Below are 22,868 nucleotides of genomic sequence, written 5' to 3' on the forward strand. Positions count from 1 at the left end.
TCCTCCGCCTGAAATTGCGTGACAGCCCTGCCCGGCTGGTCTTAACTGTAAACGTGCCGTCCATGCCGACTCAGGCGGCGGCGCGTTTTCGGTTGGCGTTCACGTCTTCGGTCGGAGGGACCGCTTCAAATGAAAATCCTTGTTATCGGCGCGGCCGGGATGATCGGCCGCAAGCTCGTCCGTGCTTTGTGCGAGCGCGGGACTTTAAACGGTAAATCCATCGGCTCGCTGGTGCTGGCGGATGTCTTTGTACCCGAAAAACCTGAATTCGCCGGCACGGTTGAGACCCTTGCAGCGGACCTGTCGCTGCCGGGAACGGCCGAACAGCTTGTCGCGCACCGGCCGGACCTGATCTTCCATCTTGCGGCCATCGTCTCCGGCGAGGCGGAAGCGGATTTCGAGAAGGGCTACCGCGTCAATCTCGACGGCACGCGCTACCTGCTCGAAGCAATCCGGCTTGCCGAACAGCCCTATTGCCCGAAGCTCGTCTTCACCTCTTCCATCGCCGTCTTCGGCGAGCCGCTGCCGCAGGTCATCGGTGACACGCATCATCTGACGCCGCTCACCAGCTACGGCACGCAGAAGGCGATCGGCGAACTGCTGCTTGCCGATTATTCGCGGCGCGGCTTCCTCGACGGCGTCGGCATTCGCCTGCCGACCATCACCGTCCGCCCCGGCAAGCCGAACCGGGCTGCCTCCGGCTTCTTCTCCAGCATCCTGCGCGAGCCGCTGATCGGCCAGGAGGCCGTGCTGCCGGTCGATGAAAGCGTGCGCCACTGGTTTGCGAGCCCACGCGCGGCAATCCGCTTCCTTCTCACGGCTGCCGAACTCGACACCGCCCCACTCGGCCAGATCCGCACGCTGACCATGCCGGGATTGGCCGCCACCGTCGGCGAGGAGATCGAAGCGCTCCGGCGCGTCGCTGGCGAAAACGCGGTCAAGCTGATCCGCCGCGAACCGGATGCTGATATCGCCAGAATCGTTGCCGGCTGGCCGCAGAGTTTCGATGCCAGCCGCGCCCTTTCGCTCGGCTTCACAGCCGAGACATCCTTTGACGACATCATCCGCGTCCATATCGAGGACGAATTGAACAACAGACCGCCGGAGCCCGCCTGACATGCTGCTTGGAGCCATTGCCGACGATTTCACCGGCGCCAGCGATCTTGCCAACACCCTTGCCCGAGGCGGCATGTCAACGATGCAGTTCGTCGGGCCCGGCCGCGGCAAGGTGAATTGCGAAGCCGGGGTCGTGGCGCTGAAGACGCGCTCGGCATCGGTCGACGACGCAGTATGGCAATCGATGGACGCGGCGCGCTGGCTGCTGGATCAGGGCTGCGAGCAGATCTTCTTCAAATATTGCTCGACCTTCGATTCCACGCCGGAGGGGAATATCGGCCCGGTGGCGGAAGCGTTGCAGCGGCTGACGGGCGCCAATGTCACGGTCGTCTGCCCGGCCTTTCCGGCGACCGGCCGGCGGGTTTTCATGGGCCACCTCTTCGTCAAGGACAAGCTGCTCAGCGAATCCGGCATGGAGAACCATCCGCTGACGCCGATGACCGATCCTGACATCCGCCGCTGGCTGCGGCTGCAGACGCGCGGTGGCGTCGGCAGCATCACGCTCGATACGGTGCGCGAAGGCTCGGTCGCAATCCGCAGCCGCCTGCGCGACGAACTGACCGATGGCAACCGCCTCGTCGTCGTCGATGCTATCGAGGATGCCGACCTGCTGACGATCGGCGAGGCCGTGATCGACCATGAGTTGGTCACCGGCGGGTCGGGGCTGGCCCAGGGGCTGGTGCGCAATTTCGCCAAGCGCGGCAAACTATCAGGCGTTCCCGCCGAGGTGCCTGTGGTCAGCGGACCGGGCGTCATCCTGTGCGGCTCCTGCTCGCTCGCCTCGCAGAACCAAGTTGCCTGCCACCTGCAGAACCATCCGGGCCTTTCCATCGATCCCGCAGCCATCGTGCGCGGCACCATGTCGGTAGAGCAGGCCGCCCGCTGGGTGGCCTCCAACGCAGCTGACAATCCGATCGTCTATTCCACCACCTCGCCCGATGTCGTGAGCTTCGTACAGCAGCGCTTCGGCCGCGAGGAATCGGCGAAGATCCTTGAGGATTTCTTCGGCGGCCTCGCCAAGCGGCTCGCCGATTCCGGTACGCGCCAGATCGTCGTCGGCGGCGGGGAAACCTCCGGTGCCGTCGTGGAAGCGCTCGGCCTCAAGCATATGATCATCGGTGGGGAGATCGATCCCGGCGTACCGGTTCTGGTATCCGAGCGTGGCCGGCCGATGCGGCCGATCGGGCTGGCGCTAAAGAGCGGCAATTTCGGCTCGCCCGATTTCTTCGCCAAGGCGCTGGACAGGATTGCCGGCCATGCATGAAACGGCGCTGCGGGAAGCCATCGTCCGCTGGGGAAAATCGCTCTTCGAGCGGGGCCTGACGGCCGGTTCATCCGGCAATATTTCCGTTCGCACCGCCGACGGCTATCTTGCGACGCCGACCAATTCCTGCCTCGGCTTTCTCGATGCCGAGCGGCTTTCGAAGCTCGACAGCGACGGCAAGCACCTCTCGGGCGATGCGCCGACCAAGGAACTGCCGCTGCATTTTTCCTTCTATGAGAAACGGCCGCAGACGGGCGCCGTGGTGCACCTGCATTCCACCTATGCGACCGCCCTTTCCTGCCTTGCCGATACCGATCCCAACGATGCCATTCCGCCGCTGACGCCCTATGTGGTAATGCGCGTCGGCAAGGTGCCGGTCGTGCCCTATACGCGGCCGGGCTCGACTGATGTGAAGCCGCTGATTGCTGAAATCGCCGGCGAACACAGCGCGGTGCTGCTGGAAAACCATGGACCGATCGTTTCGGCCGCCACTCTCGATTCCGCCGTCTTCGCGATCGAAGAGCTGGAAGAGGCAGCCAAGCTTTCGATCATTACGCGCGGCATGAAGGTGCGACAGCTCAATGCCGAGCAGATCGCCGACCTGGAGAAATACTTCAAGCTACGTTAGGCCAGATCGATCAGAAGAGCCCGGTGATCGGAAACTTCGGGCGCTTCCACCACCTCGAAGCGTTCCACCACGACCTCCGGCGTCACCAGCAAGTAATCGGCAAAGCGCCCTTCCTTCGGATAGAGCGAGGTGCGGGTATCGTTAAAACCCCTGCCGGTGACGAGATCGTTGAGGCCGAGGCGGCCGAGCTTCTCGAAGGTGGTGCTATCAGGCAGCACGTTGAAATCGCCGCAGACGACAAGTCGTTCATTGCCCGGCCAGACGCGTTCGATCAGTTCGAGAAGCGCATCCGCCTGCGCATGGCGGGCCGGAATATCGCCCTTGCCTGCGGGATCGCGCAGGCCGTGGAGCTGGGCGATGGTGACGGAAAAGCCGCCGGCATAATCGAACAGGCGGATGCAATGGGCATTGCGGGAGCGCGGATGCTCGCCCCAGCCATCGGACGAGAAACCGCCATGGATGAAGTCCACCGCCTGGCCGATCACCGCATGCGATTTGCGCACGAAAGTGGCAATACCGAATTCTGTCGGGAAAACCGCCTCGCCGTGAAAGAGATCACCGCGCGCAAACGGGCAGAAGAAGCCGTCATGATCGGGCAGAACGGCGGCAATCTCGTCATAGAGATGGGCGCGCTGCGGCAGCACGACGCCGCCGTCGCGATATTCCAGCCATTCCGGCGTACCGGGCGCTGAACGCACCACCTCCTGCAGGCAGAAGATGTCGGCGTCCGCGTGGGCGAGATAGTCGATCAGCGGCGCGTGGATGCTGCCGCCCCAGGCATTCAATGAAATGATACGCAAAGCCATGCGAGCTCCCTGTTCGCCAGGAGACTAGCAGATTCGCCCAGGGATCAATCCTCAACGGCAGCGCGCCAGATCACCGATAGCCGGTGTCATCCGCCGGCTTGCCGGGTTCCTGCACCTCGGCGAGGTAACGCCAGCAATCCGGCCGCGTGCCATCGAGATCGTTGAAACCGTAAGCTTCGGCCAGCTGGAAGCTTGAAAGCGACTGGCCGTTCCATCTGCTGCGGTCGGGATCGGCGGCGAGTGCGGCAACCGCCCGTCCGGTGAAGCGCGGCGTTTCCGAGATGACGAAATGCGGCTGGACTTTTGTACCGTCACGCCAGTTTTCTTCCTTAACTCCATAGATTTCCAGCATCATTTCCGAGCGCATCCAGCCGGGCGAAAGCGAGACTGATGTGGCGCCATGGGGTGCGAGATCCTTGGCGTGCGCCCAGGCCATGCGGTTGGTGCCCGTCTTGACGAGGTCGTAATAGGGGCAGAGCCGGTAATGGGTGGCGTTGTAGTCTGCCGTGCCGTCGGTCATTTCCACCAGCAGGCCGCCCGGCTTTTCGATCATCAGCGCCAAAGCGTAATGGGCGGTGATGAAATGCGTGTCGATCGCAAGCCGCAGCATGCGCAGGCCCTTGTCGAGCGAATGTTCCCAGACGGGCTTGTCCCATTCCGTCAGATGCTCGCCGCCCCAGATATCGTTGACGAGGATGTCCAGCCTGCCCTCCTCCGCACGGATGCGGGCAACCAGCGCTTCGACCTGTTCGGGGACCAGGTGGTCCACCTGCACGGCAATGCCGCGCCCGCCGGCCGCACTCACAAGCTCGGCAGTTTCCTCGATGGTTTCGGGCCGACCATATTCGGATTGCTGCGCGCGAGTCGTGCGGCCGGTCACATAGACCGTCGCGCCTGCAGCGCCCAGTTCTACTGCGATGCCGCGGCCGGCGCCGCGCGTTCCGCCCGCAACGAGTGCCACCTTTCCCTTCACATCCGCTGTCACTTCACTGTCCTCCCCGCTAGAAACATCTGATCGGTTAAACCGGCTTACTTGTATATAAACGAACGTTCGTTCATAAATATGGCGAATGCAAGAGGAAAATTTCATGCCGCGTCCGCGCACGCTTTCTGATGAACAACTGCTTTCGATGGTGCTGGAGGTGATCCAGTCCGAGGGGCCGGAGGCGGCGACCTTTGCCGCGGTCTCTAAAGCAAGCGGTCTCTCTGGCTCGACGCTGGTGCAGCGTTTCGCCACCAAGGCCGGAATGCTGCGTGCCGCCCTGCTTCATGCCTGGGACCGGCTGGATGCGGAAACGGCACGGCTTGCAGACCATGTGGCGAAGACGCCGGAGGGTGGCATCGCACTACTGACCGGCCTTTCGCAGGATTATGGAGACAATCCCGCCTCTTACGCGGAAGGGCTGATGCTTCTGCAGGAGGATTTCCGCGATCCGGTGCTGCGTGCCCGTGGTGCGGCCTGGGGTGCGACGCTGACGGCAGCGCTTGCCGAGCGTTTCAGTGAATGGAAGAACGCTGAAACCATTGCCCGGCTGATGCTATCGCAATGGCAGGGATCGCTCCTCTGGTGGGGCTTTTCCGCTGAAGGCGCCGTCGCCGACTATGTGGAGCGGGAGCTGCGGCTCTTTCTTGCCGCGCTCGAGCCCCAGAAAAACTAGGGTCTCCTGCGAGTTCTTATCGTTTGTGAAGGGGCAAATAGGCAGGCTATCGACCGTGCACCGGAAATATTGCCGGACGCACAAAGGGAAACGCCCATGAAGATCAGACACTGCCTTATCGCTCTCGCCTTGTCGGCGAGCCCGCTTCATGCAGCGGGCATGACGGATAAGGCGTTCCGGGAGATAGCAGGTCGCATTTTTCAGCCCGTGATCACGGAATATGACATTCCGGGACTGGCAGTCGGTGTCACGATCAACGGCTCCGAATTCTATTACACTTACGGCGAAGCCTCGCGCGAGACGAAAGCGCCCGTCACCAGCGACACGATCTTCGAGCTCGGCTCGGTCAGCAAAATTTTTAATGTCACGCTTGCCGCACTTGCCGAGCAACGTGGTCAGCTTTCCCTTGACCAGCCGGTCTCGACCTACCTGCCGGAACTGAAGGGAAGCGCCTTCGACAAGATCACGCTCGTCAATCTCGCCACGCATACGTCAGGTGGCCTGCCGCTGCAGGTGCCTGATAGCGTGACTGATGATGCCGAGTTGATGGCCTACCTGAAGAGCTGGAAGCCGGCCTACGAGGCAGGCACCATGCGCTCCTACTCCAATGTCAGCATCGGCCTTCTCGGGCGTATCGCCGGAGAGCGCCTCGGCGGTACCTACAAGCAGGCGGCTGAAGGGCAGCTGTTCCCCGCCCTCGGCCTGAAAAGCACCTTCATCGCGGTTCCGCCTGGTGCCATGGACCGCTACGCTTTCGGCTATGCCAAGGCCAACAAGCCGGTTCGCGTCGGACCCGGCGTCCTCGACGACGAGGCCTACGGCATCAAGACCACGGCCCGCGACACGGTGCATCTGCTGGAACTCAACTTGAAGCCGGATGCCCTGGCGCCCGAATTGGCGGCAGCGATCGAGAAGACGCATACGGGTTATTTCGATACGGCTTCCTACACTCAGGACATGATCTGGGAGCAATATGCCTGGCCCGTCGCGCTCAAGCAGCTTCTCGACGGCAACTCCGCCAAGATGAGCCTGGAAAGCCAGCCGGTCAAAAAGCGGGCGAAGCCGCTTGCGCCGCAGAGGGCGGTACTGATGAACAAGACCGGATCGACGAACGGCTTCGGCGCCTATGTCGTGCTGGTGCCGAAGGCGCATATCGGCCTGACGGTGCTGGCAAACAGGAACTATCCGAATACTGCACGCGCCGAAGCAGGGCTGAAGCTCATCCAGGCGCTGGAGGCATACACAGCGAAATAACCGCCAGGTGTCCGGTCGCAGCAGAGAGAGCGACCTGCGCCAGCGGTCGCTCCCTATCCATTCCTACTGGAGGACAGGTCTTCTTCATCCGTGATATAGGGTCGAACATCCCCAATCAGGATGGAATGCATGTCATCGCATATGCTGGCAGATCCGCTGTTTCAGTTTGTTGTCCTCGTTCTGCTCAGCGCCGTGGCACGGGTCATCTTCGGACGAAATCCGACTTTCCGGCTAATCGCCAATATCATCTTCTTTGCGCTGCTGACGCTGCTGCTCGTAGAGCACGAGATTGCGCCCTATACGTCTGACATGGGCGATGCCACGGATCTTTTCCGGCGCGTTTTCGTCGGGGTCGCCAAGGCCGTCTGGTGGATCGGCGGCGCGATGGTGCTGGCGAGTTCGGTGCGGCTCTTCCTGATTTTCGAGCGCAAACCGCGCGAGGGACGCCTGCTGCAGGATCTCGTCGTCGCCATCGTCTATCTCGGCGCCGGGCTTTCGGTCGTAGCTTACGTCTTCGGCGTACCGATCGGCACGCTGATTGCTACATCGGGTGTCTTCGCCATCGTGCTCGGCCTGGCGTTGCAGAGCACGCTGAACGACGTCTTCTCCGGCATCGCGCTCAATCTCGGCCGGCATTACAGCGTCGGCGATTGGATCGTCCTCGACGACGGCGTGCAGGGCCGCGTGGTGGAGACGAACTGGCGCTCCACCCATCTCCTGAACGGCACCAACGACCTGGTCATCGTTCCGAACAGCGCGCTCGCCAAGGCGCGGCTGACGAACCTGACGAGCCCCGAAGAAGCCCATGGCGTCTCGCTGAAGATCCGGGTTGCTCCCTCGATCTCGCCGGCGACCATCGAAGAGACGATGCGCACGGTGCTTTTGAGCAGCAACGCCATTCTGAAATCCCCTACCCCTGTTGTCAGCATCACGGGGCTGGACAGCAATGCCGTCGAATTCGAACTCTCCTTCCGCGTCTCCGGACTGGGCGAAGCGACCGCCGCCCGCAACGAAGTCTACGATCTGGTCTATCGTCATGCCAAGGCGGCAGGCCTGCAGCTTGCGCCACCGGCCGGCTCGCCGGTCCCCCCGGTTGCCGATCCGCTGGAAGCCGCCGGAAAGCACCCGAATTCGGCCTGGCGGCTGCTGAACGCCATCCCGCTTTTCTCAACGCTGACGGAAGACGAAAAGGAGTCGCTTGCAGCCGACATGAAACGGCTGAACTTCCGCAAGGATGCGCTGATCGCGACGCAGGACACCTCGCTGACCTCCCTGATGATCGTGCGGCGCGGCGTTGCCGTCGTGGAACGGATCGAGGGCAACGAGATCATCGAACTCGCCAGAATTGCGCCCGGCGACCTCTTCGGGGAACGCGGCGTGCTGATGGGTGCGCTCGAGCCGGCCAATATCCGCGCCCTGACATCCGTCATCGTCTACGAGATCGCCAAGGACCACCTCGCCGCGATCATGCAGGAGCGTCCGGCGCTTGCCGAAGAACTCGGACTGCTGCTATCGCGCCGTATCGAATCCGAGAAACATCACTTCAGTGCCGGCGTATCGGCGGAAGGCAGCCATCCGACGACGCTGACGACGCGCATAAGGCATCTGTTCCAGATCCCACATGGCACCTGGCCATAGCGGTCAGCCGGCCTTCTCCTCGGCTTCCCGGGTTCTTTCGGCGTCCTCTCCGACCGTCAGCGGCCAGTCAACGACATAATCCTCGAAATCCTCGACATCGACATCGTTTTCGCTGATGGTTCGGCCGCGGGCTGAAATGCCGGCAGCGTGGACGGTTTCCGGATCGCCAGATACCAATGGGTGCCACCAATAGAGATCTCGGCCCTCATTGACGAGGCGATAGCCGCAGGTCGGCGGCAGCCATGCGATCTCGGAGACGTTCTCCTTGGTGAGCTGCACGCAATCCGGCACGAAATCCCAGCGGTTCGGATAGCTGGAGCAGCGACAGCTGTCGCTGTCGAGCAGCTTGCAACGGACCGAGGTAAAATAGACGTCGCCGCTATCCCATTCCTCGATCTTGTTGAGACAACAGAGGCCGCAACCGTCGCAGAGGCTTTCCCACTCCTCGGCATTCATTTCGGCGAGCGTCTTGCGCTTCCAGAAGGGCAGATCGTTCATCACTCGTTTCTTGCAACAGCCGCCCGCAAATTCGCGTGACGACCGTTCAACTCTCTTGTTCTTGTCCGCGAAATCAACCAATTATTCAACATGCTCCGGCTATCCGGAGAGTCGCGGCCCCTTTCAGGCCCCGCTCCTGCGTCCGGTTCACGGCCGCCGAGCGTGCTCAGGCGGGAATATAGGACGTGCAGGATCCGGACAACCCAAATGTTGGGCCAGACGAGCCCGAAAACGGGCAAGGCAAGAAGCCACAGAAGCAGCAGTCGAAAAACCGACACCTGTTGCTGCGCATCGATTCATGGATCGATTCGACCGTCTGGAACGCCGGCTTCCGCGCCGCCGAGATCTGGGAAGACACCACCATTTTCTTCCGCCGCTTCCGTGTCCGCGGCTGGAAACGCGCAGTGTTCGAACTCGCCGGCGAAGGGCTGACGCTCGGCGCCGTCGGCTTCGTGCTGATGCTGGCGCTCGCCCAGCCGGCTTTCGAATCCACCAAGGAAGACTGGCGCAACCGCGGCGATTTCGCCGTGACCTTCCTCGACCGCTACGGCAACGTCATCGGCCATCGCGGCGTCATTCACCAGAATTCCGTGCCGATCGACGAATTGCCGGATTCGCTGATCAAATCCGTCATCGCCACCGAGGACCGGCGCTTCTTCGACCATTTCGGCATCGACGCTATCGGCCTGTTCCGCGCCATGGTCACCAATGCCCAGGCCGGCGAAGTCGTCCAGGGCGGCTCGACACTGACGCAACAGCTCGCCAAGAACCTGTTCCTCTCCAACGAGCGCTCGATCGACCGCAAGATCACCGAGGCATTTCTAGCACTATGGCTGGAGGCCAACCTCTCCAAGAAAGAGATCCTCGCGACCTATCTCGACCGCGCCTATATGGGCGGCGGCACCTTTGGTGCTGCTGCTGCGGCGCAATTCTATTTCGGCAAGAACATCACCGACGTGAACCTTGCCGAATCCGCCATGCTCGCCGGTCTCTTCAAGGCGCCGGCCAAATATGCCCCGCATGTGAACCTGCCTGCCGCGCGTGCCCGCGCCAACGAGGTGCTGACTAACCTCGTGCAAAGCGGGCTGATGACCGAGGGGCAGGTGATCGCCGCCCGGCGCAATCCCGCCACTGTCGTCGACCGCAACGAGGTGGAATCGCCCGACTTCTTCCTCGACTGGGCCTTCGATGAGGTGCAGCGCCTTTCGCCGCGCTTCCACCAGCGCTCGCTGATCGTGCGCACGACGATCGACATGGGCATCCAGCAGGCGGCGGATGATTCCGTCGAGACATCGCTGCGCGAATATGGCGAGGCCTATCACGCCAAGCAGGGCGCGATGGTGATGATCGAAAACGGCGGGGCCGTGCGCGCCATGGTCGGCGGACGCGATTATGGCGAGAGCCAGTTCAACCGCGCCACCAGGGCGCTGCGCCAGCCGGGCTCCTCCTTCAAGGTCTATACCTATTCGGTGGCCATGGAGAGCGGGATGACGCCGAAGACGACGATCATCGACGCGCCCATCTCCTGGGGCAACTGGAGCCCGCACAATTACGCAAACCGTTATGCCGGGCGTATCACGCTGGAAACCGCGGTCGCCCAGTCGATTAATACCATTCCGGTGCGTCTCGCCAAGGAAAAGCTCGGCATTCAACCGATCCGCGCCATGGCCAAGGCCATGGGCGTCGAAACGCCGATCCGCGACGACGTGACGATCCCGATCGGCACGTCCGAAGTGACAGTGCTCGACCAGGCAACGGCCTATGCCGTTTTCCCAACCGGCGGCTACCAGTCGCGCCGCCACGGGATCACGCAGATCCTCGATTACGATGGCGACGTTCTCTACGATTTCGATCATGACGAACCGCCCGCCCAACGGGTGCTTTCCGAACAGGCCGACAGCTACATGAACCAGATGCTGTCGCGGGTGCCCTATGTGGGTACGGCGCGCAAAGCGGCGCTGGACAACGGCATCGTCACCGCCGGCAAGACCGGCACGACGCAGGCCTATCGCGATGCCTGGTTCGTAGGCTTCACCGGCAACTACACCTGCGCCGTCTGGTTCGGGAACGACGACTACACGTCGACCAACGAGATGACCGGCGGCTCGCTGCCAGCCATGACCTTCAAGCGCGCCATGGACTATGCCCATCAGGGCGTTACGCTGCGCCCGATTCCCGGCATCGAAAACCCGCTGCCATCCGAAAAGGATGTCGCCAAGGCGCAGGCCAACAAGCCGAAGGACGGCACGCCGACCCTCGTCCGCCCGCGGATGCTCTCGGTGCAATCGACCGACATTCTCAAGGGCATCGGCGAGAAGCTGAAGGATGCCGCGCCGCTCGAGGTACAGAAGGTGGCAAGCGCGGATTGATACTTCCCCTTTTTTGGCAAACCGGCATGACTGGTTCGCCAAGACATGGGGGACACAGCGTTCGGTGGCATTCCACCCTGCCAGAATCAGTGGTAACCCTTTCAACTGATTTGATCTTCAAGGGCGCAAGGTGTTTCGGTTTCCCCTTTTCATCCTGGTCACGCTGATCGTCGCCTTCGGCGGCGGCATCATGATTTCGCTTTATGCGCTGGATGCGACGCAGGGGTTCGGGGCGATCAAGCTCGGCGCCTGGGAAGCCTTTCCGGAGCTCCAGACCGTCGACGCGGACCCCTATGCGAAGTCGCACCGTGCGCGCGCCGGCAAGTTGCTCTACGGCAGCGCCGAGGGCCTGACCTTTACGGCAAGCGTGGACGACAGCGGCGAGCGGCTGAATGCCGCCTGCCATTACCGCATCACCGGCCAGACGCCGCCGGCGCGGCTGTGGACGCTGTTTACTGCCGACAATGCCGGCAACCCCGCCTCCCTGCAGCAGACCCTGCCGGCCGCTTTGAATTCATGGACGGTGCTGCGCCAGCCAGACAGCGGCTTCACCATCGACATCTCGGCACATGCCCAGCCCGGCAACTGGCTGGCGCTGCCGCGGGCTGGCACGTTCCGGCTGGTGCTGACGCTGTTCGACACGCCAACGGCGGGCAGCTCCGGGGTGATCGACCTCTCCATGCCAAAGCTCACCAAGATCGGGTGCGGCAATGCTTAGAGTGTTCTTCGCCGTCATAACGGGGCTTTTCGGCGCAGCCCTTCTGCACCTCGTCATCATTCTCGCGCTGCCGCATTTCACCGGTCGCGATGCCGCAACGCGGGTGGAGGCCGAAGGCGATCCCAACAATTTTTATCTTCTGACCAGCCGCTATGACGAGGCGGGGCTCGCCAATGGCGATCCTTTCGTGCGCACTGCCGTCTGTTCCTTCGATGTGGGTGAAGCGCCGGTGCATTTCATCGCCAAGGGCAATGTGCCCTTCTGGTCCATCGCGATTTATGACAGCGCCTCTAACGAGGTCTTCAGCATGAACGATCGCACCTCCGTCGGTGGCGCGCTCGACGTTCTCGCAGCAAGCCCGATCCAGCTGACCGACCTGCGCAAGAACCTGCCGCAGGAACTGCAGCAGACGATCCTGGTGGAGATGGCGCATTCCGAGGGCTATGCGGTCCTGCGCACGCTGGCGCCGCAGGCAAGCTTTGACGAGGCTGCGCGAGCCTTTCTGACGGAAGCGGGCTGCGACGAACTCGAGGCCCGCTAAAGCATGTCGCGCAAAAGTGTACATCGGTTTTGAGATAACGACATGCGTCAAACAAGGACTTAAAGGGTCGTAGCCGATCTCAAAGATCGCGACAAACTTTAAGTTGTTTTCCGATTTACTTGTTCTTGACACGCGGCGCAGAATGCGCCGGATTTTTCTTCGGGGTTTCGACGATCCGTTCGTAACGGACGCCGGTGAACCAGAGGATTTTTGCTTCGCGGGGCTCCTTGCCCGTGCGGCGCGGCTCCTCGCGCAACCGGTCCGCCAATGCGACTACAATTGCCATTCTCGTCTCCATGCACTGCCCGAGACGGATGAACTTGCGATGGATTTCACCCTGCCCGCCATGCTGCGGGCCAGCGCGTCCTCAAGCGCCGGATGAACCGGACCGAGGGCATTCGCGCCTTTCTCACGGCACCTGATTGAAATACCGTGATGCTGCGGAGCTTCCACGATCCATATCCCAAATCGCGTCGTTCCTGTCCGAATTGAGACACACGACCGTTAACAGATTACTAATATTCAGCCACTGCTTTGGACAGTCTGCCCGACGCCGGTATAACGCGCAGAATGGTTGTTTGGTTTCAGCCGCTGAAAAGAAAAGTCAGGCTGAAAGTCACCCAATAAAATTAGAAATAATTCATATAGTTAACAGATCTTATTTACTGAAGCGGCGGCCGCGCGGTAGGTGTTGCAAAAATGCGTCACGAAAATACTAATTGCGGCAAGAGACGATGGGTGTATCGTGATCTTATCGGCCAAAAGTTTAAAGCGATGGCCGCTTGGGAGATTTTACGTGCTATTGCTGTCATACGGAGAGCAACCCATGCCCTTTCTGTATAGTTCCGCATTCACCTCAGAAGATTTGGATGTGTTGCGCGGCGCGCTGGATGCGTGGTGCGCGGAGAAGCATCTCGACATCAGAAGTGTCGAAGCGCAATTCGCTGCCTCGACTGCGCTCGACCTTTACCAGTCGGGCTATGACGATCACGACAAACTGCTGTCGGCACTCAGAGGCCGCAAGGGTCTTTAGATTATTTGCCGGCTATTTATCCACATCCTTAAAAACTGAAAATCGCCCCGCGCCCGGGCGATCGATTTTATTTTGCCGGCTCATCAAGCCGCAACACGCGAAACGTGTGTATTTCTGTTGCATTTTAATAGAATCTTCAGCATGCATTAACTGTACCGGTGTAGGATTTGTTCATAACCGTATGGTCTGACGCGCGTCCCGCCAGCGCTTGTCGGCCCCATGGTTTCCCGCTTGTTCTGCGTTTTCAGGGTGTTCTTGTGCGTGACCGGTTTCGAGACCTAGAGGGCCCCATGGCCATCAGGAAGAAGGACGTGGTGTTAATGGCGACTGTCAGCAGTTTCGAGAACCTGTCACATCCGACACGCTCCGAACTGCGCCAGTTTGCCGAACTCTTCATGCCGCTCTTCCAGGCCTCTTCCGAAGAGGCAAGGCGCCAAGCCGTGGCAGCCCTTTCCCAATGCGAGAACATGCCGGCAGCCGTTGCGCTCTTCATCGGCAATCAGCCGATAGAGGTCGCCGCACCTTTTCTCACCTCCTCCAAGGCGATCAATGACGACACGCTGATCACGATTGCCCGCACCCAGGGTGCTGCGCATGTAAAGGCGATCGTCAGCCGCGATTCGCTGTCGCCTGATGTCATCGACGCGCTGGTGGCGCTGCGCCAGGCCGAGCCGCGTCCATCCGCTGCCACTGCCCCCGCAGAACAACACGCCATACCGCTTTCGCCGATGCCCATCGCGCCCGAAATGGACCAGCAGGAAGCACAACGCATCGCCAATGAAGAGGCGCTACGCGAGCGCATCCGCAGCCTTGCCGGCCATCTCGGCCGCAATGATGAGGACCGCCTTGGCCTTCGCTCGCTGTCAGATATTCAGGAGGCGCTACTGGTGCGCTTTGCGCGCTCGCGGGAAGCCGCGCATTTCGCCACTGCGCTAGCCGATGCGCTGTCGGCCAGCCGCTGGCTTGCGGAGCGCATCATGCTCGACCTGTCCGGCCAGCAGCTCGCCACGACGCTGACGAGCCTTGGCATGGGCTTCCTCGATTCCGTCTTCGTGCTGGAGAAGCTCTATCCGCACCTTGCCGAAGTGCCGCACAATGTCAGCCGCGCCTTCCTCGTTCTCGACGCGCTGGAGCCGGAAGAATGTCATGCCCGCGTGGACGCATGGCGGCGCGCCGATAGCTACACCTACAATCCGGAAGCGCCAGCCGCAGCCGACCAGCCGGCTCCCGTCGCACAGGCGCAGACCCCGGCCTACCGCTTCATCCGGCAGGCGCCGGTGCGCGATCTCAAGAGCGTCAGCCGGGCGCGCTAGAACATTTCCGCTTTCCTCTGATAACGGCAATGTTCCAGCTCTTTGTTTTCACGCAATTCCGAACGCAAAACCGCTGTGCACCTTTGCTGGAACTGCTCCAGCCTTCAAGTGATCGCGACGATACTGCTGCGGCGCGACACCGGTGATGCGCTTGAACGCATTGCTGAAGGCGCTTTCCGACTGATAACCCAGCGAATAGGAAATCGCCGAGATCGGCTGCGAGCCTGATCGCAGCGCCTTGGCGCCAAGCCGCATGCGCCAGCGCAGCAGATAATCCAGCGGTGCCATGCCCGCGAGTTTACGGAAACGCAGGGCGAAATTGGAGCGTGACATGCCAGCGGCTTCGGCCAGATCCTGCAGCCGCCAGTTCCGTGCGGGATCGCCGTGCAGGAGACGGATCGCCGCGCCGACGCGCCTGTCACCCAGCGCCTGCAGCCATCCTGGTGTCGTCGCATCGGCCTGATGCAACCAGACGCGGATCAACTCTACGAAGAGAAGCTGGGCCAGATGGTCGGCGGCAGCCGACCCGCCCGGACGATTCTCATCCCACTCCTCCCCCAGCCGCGACAGCAACCAGCGGATTGCCGTCGCCTCCCGCGACTTGCCGCTGACGAAAAGGATCGGCGGCAGTGCATCGAGGAGCAGGCCGGCATCGGCATCGTCGAAAGTAACACGCCCGCCGACGGCAAACAGGCTTTCGCACGGCAGGTCGGCGTTGATGGATGCGGTATGATCAGGGCCAAAGATCTCGGACGGCGCCACCGGCGTCAGCACCGGATCGCTGCAGAGAACATACGTGCTGCAATTGACGATCAGGAAGCAATCGCCAGCCTCCAGCCAGCGTGGCTCGGCACCGTTGGAAACCAGATAACAGCCGCCTTCCAGCACGGCGTTGAACTTCACGCCCTCAGAAGCGAAACGGATCGACCAGCCACCCTTGGCCCTGAGGCTGGCGGAGAGCAGGCTTCTGGCAGAGAGCAGCGACAGGACATCGGAAAGAGGGTCGACAGCAAGCATTTAGGATGATCACGCAGATAGATTGGACTTCAGCGCATGGATAATCCTACATCCGATGCATTACGTCTAGCCCACATCAGGAGCGGGCGAACCGCCCACAAACAGATGCGAGGATGTCATGCCTACTTCCCAATATCCCCTTCCCTCCGGTCTCGGCCGCTCGACGACTTCAGAAGAAGCACTCGGTAATGCCGATCTGACCGGCAAGCTTGCGGTCATCACCGGCGGTTATGCCGGCCTCGGCCTCGAGACGGTGCGGGTGCTTTCCAAGGCCGGTGCTGCGATCATCGTGCCGGTGCGTGATGTCGACAAGGCCAGGGCGGCACTCAAAGATCTGCCACGTATCGAGATTTATCCGCTCGACCTTTCGGCGCCTGCCTCCATCGATGCCTTCGGGCGGGAATTTGCGGCCAGCGGCCGGCCGCTTGATCTTTTCATTGGCAATGCCGGAGTCATGGCGACACCGTTTGCGCATGACGACAGAGGTTTCGAGCGGCAGTTTGCGACGAACCATCTCGGCCACTTCCAGCTTGCCGCATGGCTCTGGCCGGCGCTGAAGCGCTCCGGCAATGCCCGCGTCGTGGCGCTTTCCTCCGGCGGACACCGTTTCTCCCCCATCGATTTCGACGATCCGAACTATCAGCGTCGCACCTATGATGCCTGGAAAGCCTATGGTCAGTCGAAGACGGCCAATGCGCTCTTTGCGCTTGAACTCGACCGGCGCGGGGCAGAGCATGGCGTGCGTGCCTTTTCGGTTCACCCCGGCTCGATCAAGACCGAGTTGACCCGCTATGTCTCGGATGCGGATATGGAAGCGATCGGCTTCCGGGATGCCGACGGCAATATCCCTGCGCATATTGCCGCGCTCCTCAAGACGATCGAACAGGGTGCGGCGACCACCATCTGGTGCGCGACGAGCCACCAGCTCGACGGCATGGGCGGCGTCTATTGCGAGGATTGCGATATCGCCGAGGCACTGCCTGCCGATACGAAGGAGCTGCGCGGCGTGATGCCCTGGGCGATGGACACGGACGCTGCCGAGCGGCTCTGGGCTCTCAGCGAAAAATTGCTCGGCATTTCCTTCGAATAGACAAGCCCTCGCCTCCGCGTGCCGTCATCGCAGAACGGCTGCGCACTTTTGCGCGACATGCTTCAGCGCACCGGTAACTCCAGCCGGCGGGTTATGCCGACCATCTCCAGAAACACCTCGTCATGACTGACGATCAGCAGCGCGCCGTCATAGGCTCTCAGCCCGGCTTCGACGGCAGCGATGGAATCGATGTCGAGATGGTTGGTCGGTTCATCGAGGATGAGCAGCGCCGGCGGTGCCGCGCCGCCGAGAACGCAGGCAAGGCCGGCGCGCAGAAGCTGGCCGCCTGACAGCGTCGAGACGATCTGCAGCGCCGCGTCCGCCCGGAACATGAACCGGGCGAGTGCGGCACGACACGCGTTTTCATCCGACTGTGGGTTCAACCGCCGGAAGTTGTCGCGGATCGAGGCCTTGGGATCGAGCAGACTGACGCGCTGGTCGAGCATGGAGAATGAGGTCAGCACACGAACCGCGCCTTCCCACGGCTGGAGATCGCCTGAGATCAGCGCCAGCAGCGTCGTCTTGCCCGAGCCATTCGGGCCGGTGACGGCGATGCGTTCAGGACCTGTCATATCGAAGGACAGCTTGCGGATGATCGGTTCGCCCGCCTCGTAACCGGCCGTGACCGCGTCGATCCTCAGCACCGATCTGCTTGGCGGCAGGCCGGTCGAGGGCAGCTTGACGGAAAGCGGCTGGAGTATCTCGATGCGTTTGCGCGCCTCCTCGGCATCCTCAAGCGCCTGGGCGTGGCGGCGCTCGGCAAGGCGGGCATTGTCACCGCTGGTATTTTCCGCCTGGCGCTTCAGGCCGCCGGCGATGATCCGCGGCATGTCGCCCCTGGCTGCCTTCTTCTTGCCGGCGCTATCCTTGCGCGCCTTGCGCTCGGCCGTTTCCTGCGCGGTGCGGGAAACCTCCGCCACGCGTTTCCTGGCATCCGCAAGATCGTGCTCGGCGGCAGCCAGTTCCAGAGCCTTGCGGGCGCGGTAATCGCTCCAGTTTCCGCCATAGCGCGTGGCGCCAACCGTCGTCAGCTCGACGATGGCATCCATCGTCTCCAAGAGCTCGCGATCATGGCTGACGATGAGGGCGCCGTGCCGCCAGCTACCGAGAAGCGAGATCACCGCTTCACGGCCGTCGCGATCCAGATTGTTGGTCGGCTCGTCGAGGACAAGAAAATCCGGCTCCTCGAGGATCAGAGCCGCGAGTGCTGCGCGGGTGCGCTGACCGCCTGACAGTGCTGAAAGCAGCGTCTGCGGGCTGGCGGCAAGGCCTGATCGTTCCAGTGCGGCATCGATGCGGGCTTCGAGCGTCCAGTCTGCAACAGCAAGCTCGTCGGCGCTCGCCTCGCCGCTTTCGGCACGGCGAAGAATGGCGAGAGGCTCCGTCGCCCCGAAGAGATCGGCGACCGTCTCATCCGGCCCGACCTGCACGCTCTGGCGCAGGATGCCGATCGTGCCGGAAACCGAGATAGAACCGGTCTGCGGCTGCAACTCGCCGGCGACCAGCTTCAAAAGCGTGGTTTTGCCGACGCCATTGCGGCCGACGAGGCCGGTGCGCTCGGCGCCGAAGCTCAGATCGATATTGGAGAAAAGCGGCCGGCCGTCAGGCGTGGACCACGAGAGATTGGAAAGTGTCATGGATGCAGGCATGGAAATCCCCGATGGCAAGGCGAATTGGCGTTGCGATCAGGTTCATATCCATTGAGCACACATCCTGTTGGTATTGCAGATGGCGGTAAACTAGGCGGGAATTGGCGTAAATTCAAGGCAGGCCGTCAGCCGGCCATCGGGATGAGTTCCGAGACCTTGTCTGTCTCCAGCTCGACAATCCAGAGATCGGGGTCGAACTTGCGCTCGCGGTCCAGCATCTCCCGCACCTTGTCCGGCTCGGCGCGTTCGAGCCTGATTTCAAAGAGGCGGTCGCCGCTGCTCTCCTCATCGAAGAAGCTCTGTGGAGCGGGCGCATAGAGGGTCTCGAGACCGTCGCGGAAGCGCTGGCGAATGAAGATCGCGCCGGCTTCCTCGGCACCCTTCTTCTCCACCGCAGCAAAATCGCCCGCAGAGAAAACTCGGCGGACGAGAGCGGAAACATAGATGTCGGCGCGTAATCTCATGAGCGCGGTATAGACCGCGCGGCAAGTGGCGGCAACGCTATACCTTTACCGCCAGCCGCAAGCCGCCCCAATGCCTGCCGCGGACAGTGATTGGGGCGGAAATATCCTTCATCATGACGAAATTGCCGCCGCCCATGTCCCGACGGTAGGTCTGGACGAGGAAGGGAGCGGTGCTTCTGCCGGCGGCCAGGCCGACGCGATCGTTGAAGATGCGGCGGTTGCGGCAGTTGGCCGTATTCCAGATGGTGTCGCCCGGCTTCTGCGGCTGCGAGAACTTCTTGTTATGGGCCGGCAGGTAGCCGTTTTCATCGACAGCGGCACAGAAGGCGATGCGCTCGTCGGAAGCCGCCGCCGGCTCCTGGATCGGCGGCAGCAGGCGGTCGGCAAGCTCGGTGAAAGGCGTCATCATCTGCACCGGATCGGTTCCGGGAATGGGATGATAGTGGCGGCTGAACAGGCTCTCCATGCCGATCCCACCCTCTGCGACCACACGCTCCAGGGCATGGGATATCCGGGCGGCGACGGATTGCGCCTGTTCGATCCAGTGGCGGTCGGCTGTCTCGACCCCGGCGCTCGCGGTCAGCTGGATCAGCGTTTCCGACAGGCCGACGACGCTGTCGACGCGTTTTGCCGCCTGCTGCAGCCGGCCGTTGGAATCGAGCACTTCGGCCGACATTTCGCCGAGCTTGGCGACGAAGCCGGCGCAGTCGCGGTCCACGGCCTCCGTCGTGTTGGCCATGACGGCGGAGCTATCGAGGATGCGGGTAATCACATGCTCCATGCTTTCGAAGGCGCCGCGCATCGCCTCGGATTTTTCGCTGACGCCAGCGGCACTCTTGCGCGCGCCGCCGCCCACAGTCGAGAGACGGTCGATCTTGACGCGAAGCTGCTCCAGCGTTTCCTGAATGGCGCCCGTCGCCTTGGAGGTCTGCAGTGACAAAGCGCGGATCTCGGAGGCGACGACGGCAAAGCCCTTGCCCGCCTCGCCGGCGCGGGCGGCCTCGATCGCCGCATTGAGCGCCAGAAGATTGGTCTGTCGGGCGATGGTGCTGATCTCGGCGGCCACCTTATCCACATCGGTCAGCGAGCGGGAGAAGTCGGAGATTTCCGTACTGATCTCTTCGGAGGACTGAACCATGTGGCGGATTTCCTCGACCGAGCCGGACAGGCGATCGGCCGATTCCTTCAGCATATGGCGGGCTTCGGAGGCGGTACTATCGGTCTCGCGAAGGGAACCGGCGACGGAGCGGTTGGTCTCGGCAATCGACAGGGCCGTGCGGGTGACATTGTCGAAGGCTGCGGCATGGCGGGCGGACATTGCCGCCATGTCCTGGATGGCGCCGGCAATATCAACGAGATCGACGCCGAGCGTAGAGGCCTCTTCGGCAAGGCGCGAGAGGATATGGCGAAGCGCGGCGCGATCCGGCCCATCCGGTTCATAGACTGGACTTGCGGCATTCTCCTCCACCGCCTTCAGCGCCTGCATGATCGAGCTCCCCCAAGCTATATTAGAGAAGCTTCAAGCAACATGGTTAACAATTGACTAAGAATATCGGGGATTAGACTTAGGTCGCAAGGTTTCAGCTCTGTGTGAGGCCGGTCAGTTTTTCGCTCATCTGCCAGAGTCGTTCGGCAAGTTCCGGATCGGTCGCCCAGGGACGCACACCGAGCAACTCCTCGGAGTCACCGGGCACGGCCTTGGCGATATCGCAGTTTTCGCAATAGACGCCGCCCATGCCATCGAGCTTGTCGCTGACGGCGCACCAGATGGTAGTTGCCGCACCCTGGGCGATGGTCTTCTTGTTGTTCTCGGGATCGATGACCGGATTGCCGTCGGCATCCATATAGCCGCTCGCGAGCAGATATTCACGCGACTGGTGACGGATGAGATCGGTCGTGACGATGCCGCCCGGATGCAGCGAGAAGGCGCGCACGTTGTCTCTTGCGCCCAAAGCATCCAGAGAGACGGCAAAAAGCGCATTGGCCGTTTTCGACTGGCCGTAGGCGACATAGGGCTGGTATTCGCGGCTGTCGAACATCGGATCGTCGAAATCGACGCCGGAGCGGACATGACCGCGTGAGGAGACGGCAACGACGCGGGCGCCTTCGGCCTTCACCAGCGCCGGCCAGAGGCGGGCGGTGAGCTGGAAGTGGCCGAGATGGTTGGTGGAAAACTGCGATTCGTAGCCGCGGCTGTCGCGCGTCAGTGGGTTGGCCATGACGGCGGCGTTGTTGATGAGGAAATGCAGCGGCTCACCCTCTTCCAGGAAACGATCGGCGAAATCGTCGATGGAGTTGGGATCCATCAGGTCCATGTAACCGAGCTGCAGGCCGGGAACGACTTCGGCCGCGGCCCTGGCCTTCTCGATATTGCGGGCGGGCACGATAACCTTGGCGCCGGCCGCTGCCAGCACGCGGGCAGTTTCGAGGCCAAGGCCGGCATAACCGCCCGTGACGATCGCCACCTTGCCCGAGAGATCGTGGCCGGCAATCACTTCTTCCGCCGTAGACGCTGCGCCGAAGCCGGAGCCGATGGGAGCTTGTGGAGTGGACATCGAGTGTTTCCTTTCTAGTCGGACAACATCTACGTCCGGCAAGCGGGATTCTGAATGCTTGTAAATCCCGATTTCTTGCGCCATCGTACAAAGATGACCAGTGATCCTCTCTCCGAAATGCTCAGTCTGCTCGATGCCCGCTGCCTGATGGCCGGCGGGCTGATTGCCGGCGGCCCCTGGGCACTCGCCTTTCCGCAGCCGAACCGCATCAAGATCAGCGCGGTGGCCAAGGGCCGGTGCTGGCTGGTGCTGGACAATGGCAGCGCGCCGATCCTGCTCGAAGCCGGCGACGTAGTCCTGCTCAACGGCAAGCATTCCTTCGTGCTGGCAACCGATCTTGCGGTGACGCCGGCCGATGCCGTCACAACCTTCAAGGACAAGAAGGTCAATGGCATGGCGCGGCACGGCACCGGCGAGGACTTCCTCTATATCGGCGGCCATATCGCGCTTGGTCCGACCGGTACGGCGCTGCTGCTCGACGTGCTGCCGCCGGTCATCCATGTACGGGCGACCGTTGCGGAAGCCGGTGTGCTGCGCTGGCTGCTCGACCAACTGGTGCGGGAAATGGCGGCAGGCCGGCCGGGCGCGCTGCTTGCCTCCACCCAGCTTTCGCAGCTCATCTTCGTGCAGGTGCTGCGCGCCCATATCATGACATCGGAGCCGCTGACCGTCGGCTGGCTGCGCGCCTTCGGCGACGAAAAGATTGCGCCGGCGCTGCGCCTCATGCATGCGGACCCGGCGCACGATTGGCAACTTTCGGAATTGGCGAAATCGGCCGGCATGTCGCGCACCAGCTTCGCGCTGCGCTTCAAGACGGTCGCGGGCGTCGCTCCGCTCACCTATCTCACCGCCTGGCGCATGCGCCTTGCCGAACGGGCGTTGCGCGAGGGCTCGACGCCCGTTTCCTCGCTGGCGCTTTCGCTCGGCTATACCTCCGAAAGCGCCTTCAGCAACGCCTTCAAGCGCGTAACCGGCATTGCGCCGAAACGCTACCGGACATCGGCGGCCGTCAATATCGGCCCGATCGAAGAGGTGGTCGATGTCGAAGGGCGGGTGCCGACCGTCGACTACCGTCTCCTGCGGCTGTCGAACCGGCCGCCAGCCCTGGCGCGGCAAGTTTGACGACAGGGAATGAAGGGCCGAAGGTTCATCCGGTTTGGAAGTGGGCCGACTGGTCGATATCGGCGATGAGGCCAAGCTGCTTCGGCCCCAGTCCGGCAATTCGCCAGTGGAGCGGATAAGGGAGCTGATCAGGCA

22 protein-coding genes are annotated in these 22,868 nt (G+C 62.1%); 13 read left to right on the forward strand and 9 right to left on the reverse strand.

From position 1 onward, the window contains the following. The first annotated feature begins 129 nt into the window (after positions 1-129). From denD to otnC, 3 genes are read left to right on the forward strand one after another with little or no spacing between them, the layout of a single operon-like run. Positions 130-1,116, forward strand: coding sequence for a D-erythronate dehydrogenase (gene denD, locus AC1DUP_RS16880; RefSeq protein WP_113310047.1), 987 nt, complete (start codon positions 130-132; stop codon positions 1,114-1,116). 1 nt (position 1,117) lies between these two features. Further along, positions 1,118-2,380: a 3-oxo-tetronate kinase gene (gene otnK, locus AC1DUP_RS16885; RefSeq protein ID WP_113301619.1), complete on the forward strand. Its 1,263-nt coding sequence runs from the start codon at positions 1,118-1,120 to the stop codon at positions 2,378-2,380. Continuing rightward, positions 2,373-3,008, forward strand: a complete 636-nt coding sequence (gene otnC, locus AC1DUP_RS16890; protein WP_113310046.1) for a 3-oxo-tetronate 4-phosphate decarboxylase — start codon at positions 2,373-2,375, stop codon at positions 3,006-3,008. The genes otnK and otnC overlap by 8 nt, the downstream gene beginning before the upstream one ends. Here otnC and AC1DUP_RS16895 read toward each other — a convergent pair. Together AC1DUP_RS16895 and AC1DUP_RS16900 are read right to left on the reverse strand one after the other, a co-directional pair. Next, positions 3,005-3,814 (reverse strand): endonuclease/exonuclease/phosphatase family protein, encoded by an 810-nt coding sequence (locus AC1DUP_RS16895; RefSeq protein WP_477833275.1) that lies wholly within the window; start codon positions 3,812-3,814, stop codon positions 3,005-3,007. The two genes, otnC and AC1DUP_RS16895, sit on opposite strands and share 4 nt — an antisense overlap. Before the next feature lie 70 nt (positions 3,815-3,884). After that, positions 3,885-4,799 carry an SDR family oxidoreductase gene (locus AC1DUP_RS16900; protein ID WP_113509776.1) on the reverse strand — a complete coding sequence of 305 codons (915 nt, stop codon included), beginning with the start codon at positions 4,797-4,799 and terminating at the stop codon, positions 3,885-3,887. A gap of 103 nt (positions 4,800-4,902) precedes the next feature. On the opposite strand from AC1DUP_RS16900, the gene AC1DUP_RS16905 reads away from it, so the two are divergent. From AC1DUP_RS16905 to AC1DUP_RS16915, 3 genes are all read left to right on the forward strand, one after another. Next, entirely contained in the window at positions 4,903-5,472 is a 570-nt protein-coding gene (locus AC1DUP_RS16905; RefSeq protein ID WP_477833276.1) for a TetR/AcrR family transcriptional regulator, read from the forward strand. Positions 5,473-5,568: 96 nt separating this feature from the next. Continuing rightward, positions 5,569-6,726, forward strand: a complete 1,158-nt coding sequence (gene ampC, locus AC1DUP_RS16910; RefSeq protein ID WP_477833277.1) for a class C beta-lactamase — start codon at positions 5,569-5,571, stop codon at positions 6,724-6,726. Positions 6,727-6,855: 129 nt separating this feature from the next. Further along, a complete protein-coding gene (locus AC1DUP_RS16915; protein ID WP_477833278.1) occupies positions 6,856-8,364 on the forward strand; it encodes a mechanosensitive ion channel family protein in 1,509 nt (502 codons plus the stop codon). A gap of 3 nt (positions 8,365-8,367) precedes the next feature. Here the strand turns inward: AC1DUP_RS16915 and AC1DUP_RS16920 are convergent, their stop codons facing one another. Further along, positions 8,368-8,862, reverse strand: coding sequence for a YcgN family cysteine cluster protein (locus AC1DUP_RS16920; protein ID WP_113301613.1), 495 nt, complete (start codon positions 8,860-8,862; stop codon positions 8,368-8,370). Between the two features lie 185 nt (positions 8,863-9,047). Here AC1DUP_RS16920 and AC1DUP_RS16925 point away from each other — a divergent pair, with 185 nt between their 5' ends. The 3 genes from AC1DUP_RS16925 (at position 9,048) to AC1DUP_RS16935 (ending at position 12,490) form a co-directional block, all read left to right on the forward strand. Further along, positions 9,048-11,231, forward strand: coding sequence for a PBP1A family penicillin-binding protein (locus AC1DUP_RS16925; RefSeq protein ID WP_115035477.1), 2,184 nt, complete (start codon positions 9,048-9,050; stop codon positions 11,229-11,231). A gap of 130 nt (positions 11,232-11,361) precedes the next feature. Next, the gene (locus tag AC1DUP_RS16930; protein ID WP_113509772.1) at positions 11,362-11,949 is read left to right on the forward strand and encodes a DUF1214 domain-containing protein; all 588 of its coding nucleotides are present in this window, start codon (positions 11,362-11,364) and stop codon (positions 11,947-11,949) included. Then, positions 11,942-12,490 (forward strand): DUF1254 domain-containing protein, encoded by a 549-nt coding sequence (locus AC1DUP_RS16935; protein WP_113301610.1) that lies wholly within the window; start codon positions 11,942-11,944, stop codon positions 12,488-12,490. Before AC1DUP_RS16930 ends, AC1DUP_RS16935 begins: the two co-directional genes overlap by 8 nt. Positions 12,491-12,605: 115 nt before the next feature. Here the strand turns inward: AC1DUP_RS16935 and AC1DUP_RS16940 are convergent, their stop codons facing one another. Beyond that, positions 12,606-12,776: a hypothetical protein gene (locus AC1DUP_RS16940; RefSeq protein ID WP_477833279.1), complete on the reverse strand. Its 171-nt coding sequence runs from the start codon at positions 12,774-12,776 to the stop codon at positions 12,606-12,608. A 540-nt stretch (positions 12,777-13,316) separates the two neighbouring features. Here AC1DUP_RS16940 and AC1DUP_RS16945 point away from each other — a divergent pair. Continuing rightward, positions 13,317-13,523, forward strand: coding sequence for a hypothetical protein (locus tag AC1DUP_RS16945; RefSeq protein WP_477833280.1), 207 nt, complete (start codon positions 13,317-13,319; stop codon positions 13,521-13,523). Positions 13,524-13,780: 257 nt separating this feature from the next. Then, positions 13,781-14,836, forward strand: a complete 1,056-nt coding sequence (locus tag AC1DUP_RS16950) for a DUF2336 domain-containing protein (RefSeq protein WP_477833281.1) — start codon at positions 13,781-13,783, stop codon at positions 14,834-14,836. A 48-nt stretch (positions 14,837-14,884) separates the two neighbouring features. On the opposite strand, the gene AC1DUP_RS16955 is transcribed toward AC1DUP_RS16950, so the two are convergent. Further along, on the reverse strand, positions 14,885-15,853 hold the full coding sequence (locus AC1DUP_RS16955; protein ID WP_477833282.1) for an AraC family transcriptional regulator: 969 nt from the start codon (positions 15,851-15,853) through the stop codon (positions 14,885-14,887). A 118-nt stretch (positions 15,854-15,971) separates the two neighbouring features. Here AC1DUP_RS16955 and AC1DUP_RS16960 point away from each other — a divergent pair, with 118 nt between their 5' ends. After that, positions 15,972-16,943: an oxidoreductase gene (locus tag AC1DUP_RS16960; RefSeq protein WP_477833283.1), complete on the forward strand. Its 972-nt coding sequence runs from the start codon at positions 15,972-15,974 to the stop codon at positions 16,941-16,943. A 62-nt stretch (positions 16,944-17,005) separates the two neighbouring features. Here the strand turns inward: AC1DUP_RS16960 and AC1DUP_RS16965 are convergent, their stop codons facing one another. The 4 genes from AC1DUP_RS16965 to AC1DUP_RS16980 form a co-directional block, all read right to left on the reverse strand. Then, complete coding sequence (locus tag AC1DUP_RS16965; RefSeq protein WP_477833284.1) at positions 17,006-18,592, reverse strand: ABC-F family ATP-binding cassette domain-containing protein; 1,587 nt, start codon at positions 18,590-18,592, stop codon at positions 17,006-17,008. Positions 18,593-18,717: 125 nt separating this feature from the next. Beyond that, positions 18,718-19,056, reverse strand: coding sequence for a DUF1491 family protein (locus tag AC1DUP_RS16970; RefSeq protein ID WP_113301604.1), 339 nt, complete (start codon positions 19,054-19,056; stop codon positions 18,718-18,720). Between the two features lie 37 nt (positions 19,057-19,093). Then, positions 19,094-20,542, reverse strand: a complete 1,449-nt coding sequence (locus tag AC1DUP_RS16975; RefSeq protein ID WP_477833285.1) for a methyl-accepting chemotaxis protein — start codon at positions 20,540-20,542, stop codon at positions 19,094-19,096. A 94-nt stretch (positions 20,543-20,636) separates the two neighbouring features. Further along, positions 20,637-21,611 (reverse strand): oxidoreductase, encoded by a 975-nt coding sequence (locus tag AC1DUP_RS16980; protein WP_477833286.1) that lies wholly within the window; start codon positions 21,609-21,611, stop codon positions 20,637-20,639. A gap of 54 nt (positions 21,612-21,665) precedes the next feature. On the opposite strand from AC1DUP_RS16980, the gene AC1DUP_RS16985 reads away from it, so the two are divergent. After that, the gene (locus tag AC1DUP_RS16985; RefSeq protein ID WP_477833287.1) at positions 21,666-22,733 is read left to right on the forward strand and encodes an AraC family transcriptional regulator; all 1,068 of its coding nucleotides are present in this window, start codon (positions 21,666-21,668) and stop codon (positions 22,731-22,733) included. Positions 22,734-22,868 lie beyond the last annotated feature (135 nt).

The organism is Rhizobium sp. 01L419 (assembly GCF_056400025.1).

Coding starts and splice junctions, on each gene's coding strand:
- denD (WP_113310047.1), top strand. CDS start 130: ATGAAAATCCTTGTTATCGGCGCGGCCGGGATGATCGGCCGCAAGCTC.
- AC1DUP_RS16915 (WP_477833278.1), top strand. CDS start 6,856: ATGTCATCGCATATGCTGGCAGATCCGCTGTTTCAGTTTGTTGTCCTC.
- AC1DUP_RS16935 (WP_113301610.1), top strand. CDS start 11,942: ATGCTTAGAGTGTTCTTCGCCGTCATAACGGGGCTTTTCGGCGCAGCC.
- AC1DUP_RS16960 (WP_477833283.1), top strand. CDS start 15,972: ATGCCTACTTCCCAATATCCCCTTCCCTCCGGTCTCGGCCGCTCGACG.
- ampC (WP_477833277.1), top strand. CDS start 5,569: ATGAAGATCAGACACTGCCTTATCGCTCTCGCCTTGTCGGCGAGCCCG.
- otnK (WP_113301619.1), top strand. CDS start 1,118: ATGCTGCTTGGAGCCATTGCCGACGATTTCACCGGCGCCAGCGATCTT.
- AC1DUP_RS16970 (WP_113301604.1), bottom strand. CDS start 19,056: ATGAGATTACGCGCCGACATCTATGTTTCCGCTCTCGTCCGCCGAGTT.
- AC1DUP_RS16940 (WP_477833279.1), bottom strand. CDS start 12,776: ATGGCAATTGTAGTCGCATTGGCGGACCGGTTGCGCGAGGAGCCGCGC.
- otnC (WP_113310046.1), top strand. CDS start 2,373: ATGCATGAAACGGCGCTGCGGGAAGCCATCGTCCGCTGGGGAAAATCG.
- AC1DUP_RS16965 (WP_477833284.1), bottom strand. CDS start 18,592: ATGCCTGCATCCATGACACTTTCCAATCTCTCGTGGTCCACGCCTGAC.
- AC1DUP_RS16980 (WP_477833286.1), bottom strand. CDS start 21,611: ATGTCCACTCCACAAGCTCCCATCGGCTCCGGCTTCGGCGCAGCGTCT.
- AC1DUP_RS16955 (WP_477833282.1), bottom strand. CDS start 15,853: ATGCTTGCTGTCGACCCTCTTTCCGATGTCCTGTCGCTGCTCTCTGCC.
- AC1DUP_RS16985 (WP_477833287.1), top strand. CDS start 21,666: ATGCTTGTAAATCCCGATTTCTTGCGCCATCGTACAAAGATGACCAGT.
- AC1DUP_RS16895 (WP_477833275.1), bottom strand. CDS start 3,814: ATGGCTTTGCGTATCATTTCATTGAATGCCTGGGGCGGCAGCATCCAC.
- AC1DUP_RS16905 (WP_477833276.1), top strand. CDS start 4,903: ATGCCGCGTCCGCGCACGCTTTCTGATGAACAACTGCTTTCGATGGTG.
- AC1DUP_RS16975 (WP_477833285.1), bottom strand. CDS start 20,542: ATGCAGGCGCTGAAGGCGGTGGAGGAGAATGCCGCAAGTCCAGTCTAT.
- AC1DUP_RS16945 (WP_477833280.1), top strand. CDS start 13,317: ATGCCCTTTCTGTATAGTTCCGCATTCACCTCAGAAGATTTGGATGTG.
- AC1DUP_RS16920 (WP_113301613.1), bottom strand. CDS start 8,862: ATGAACGATCTGCCCTTCTGGAAGCGCAAGACGCTCGCCGAAATGAAT.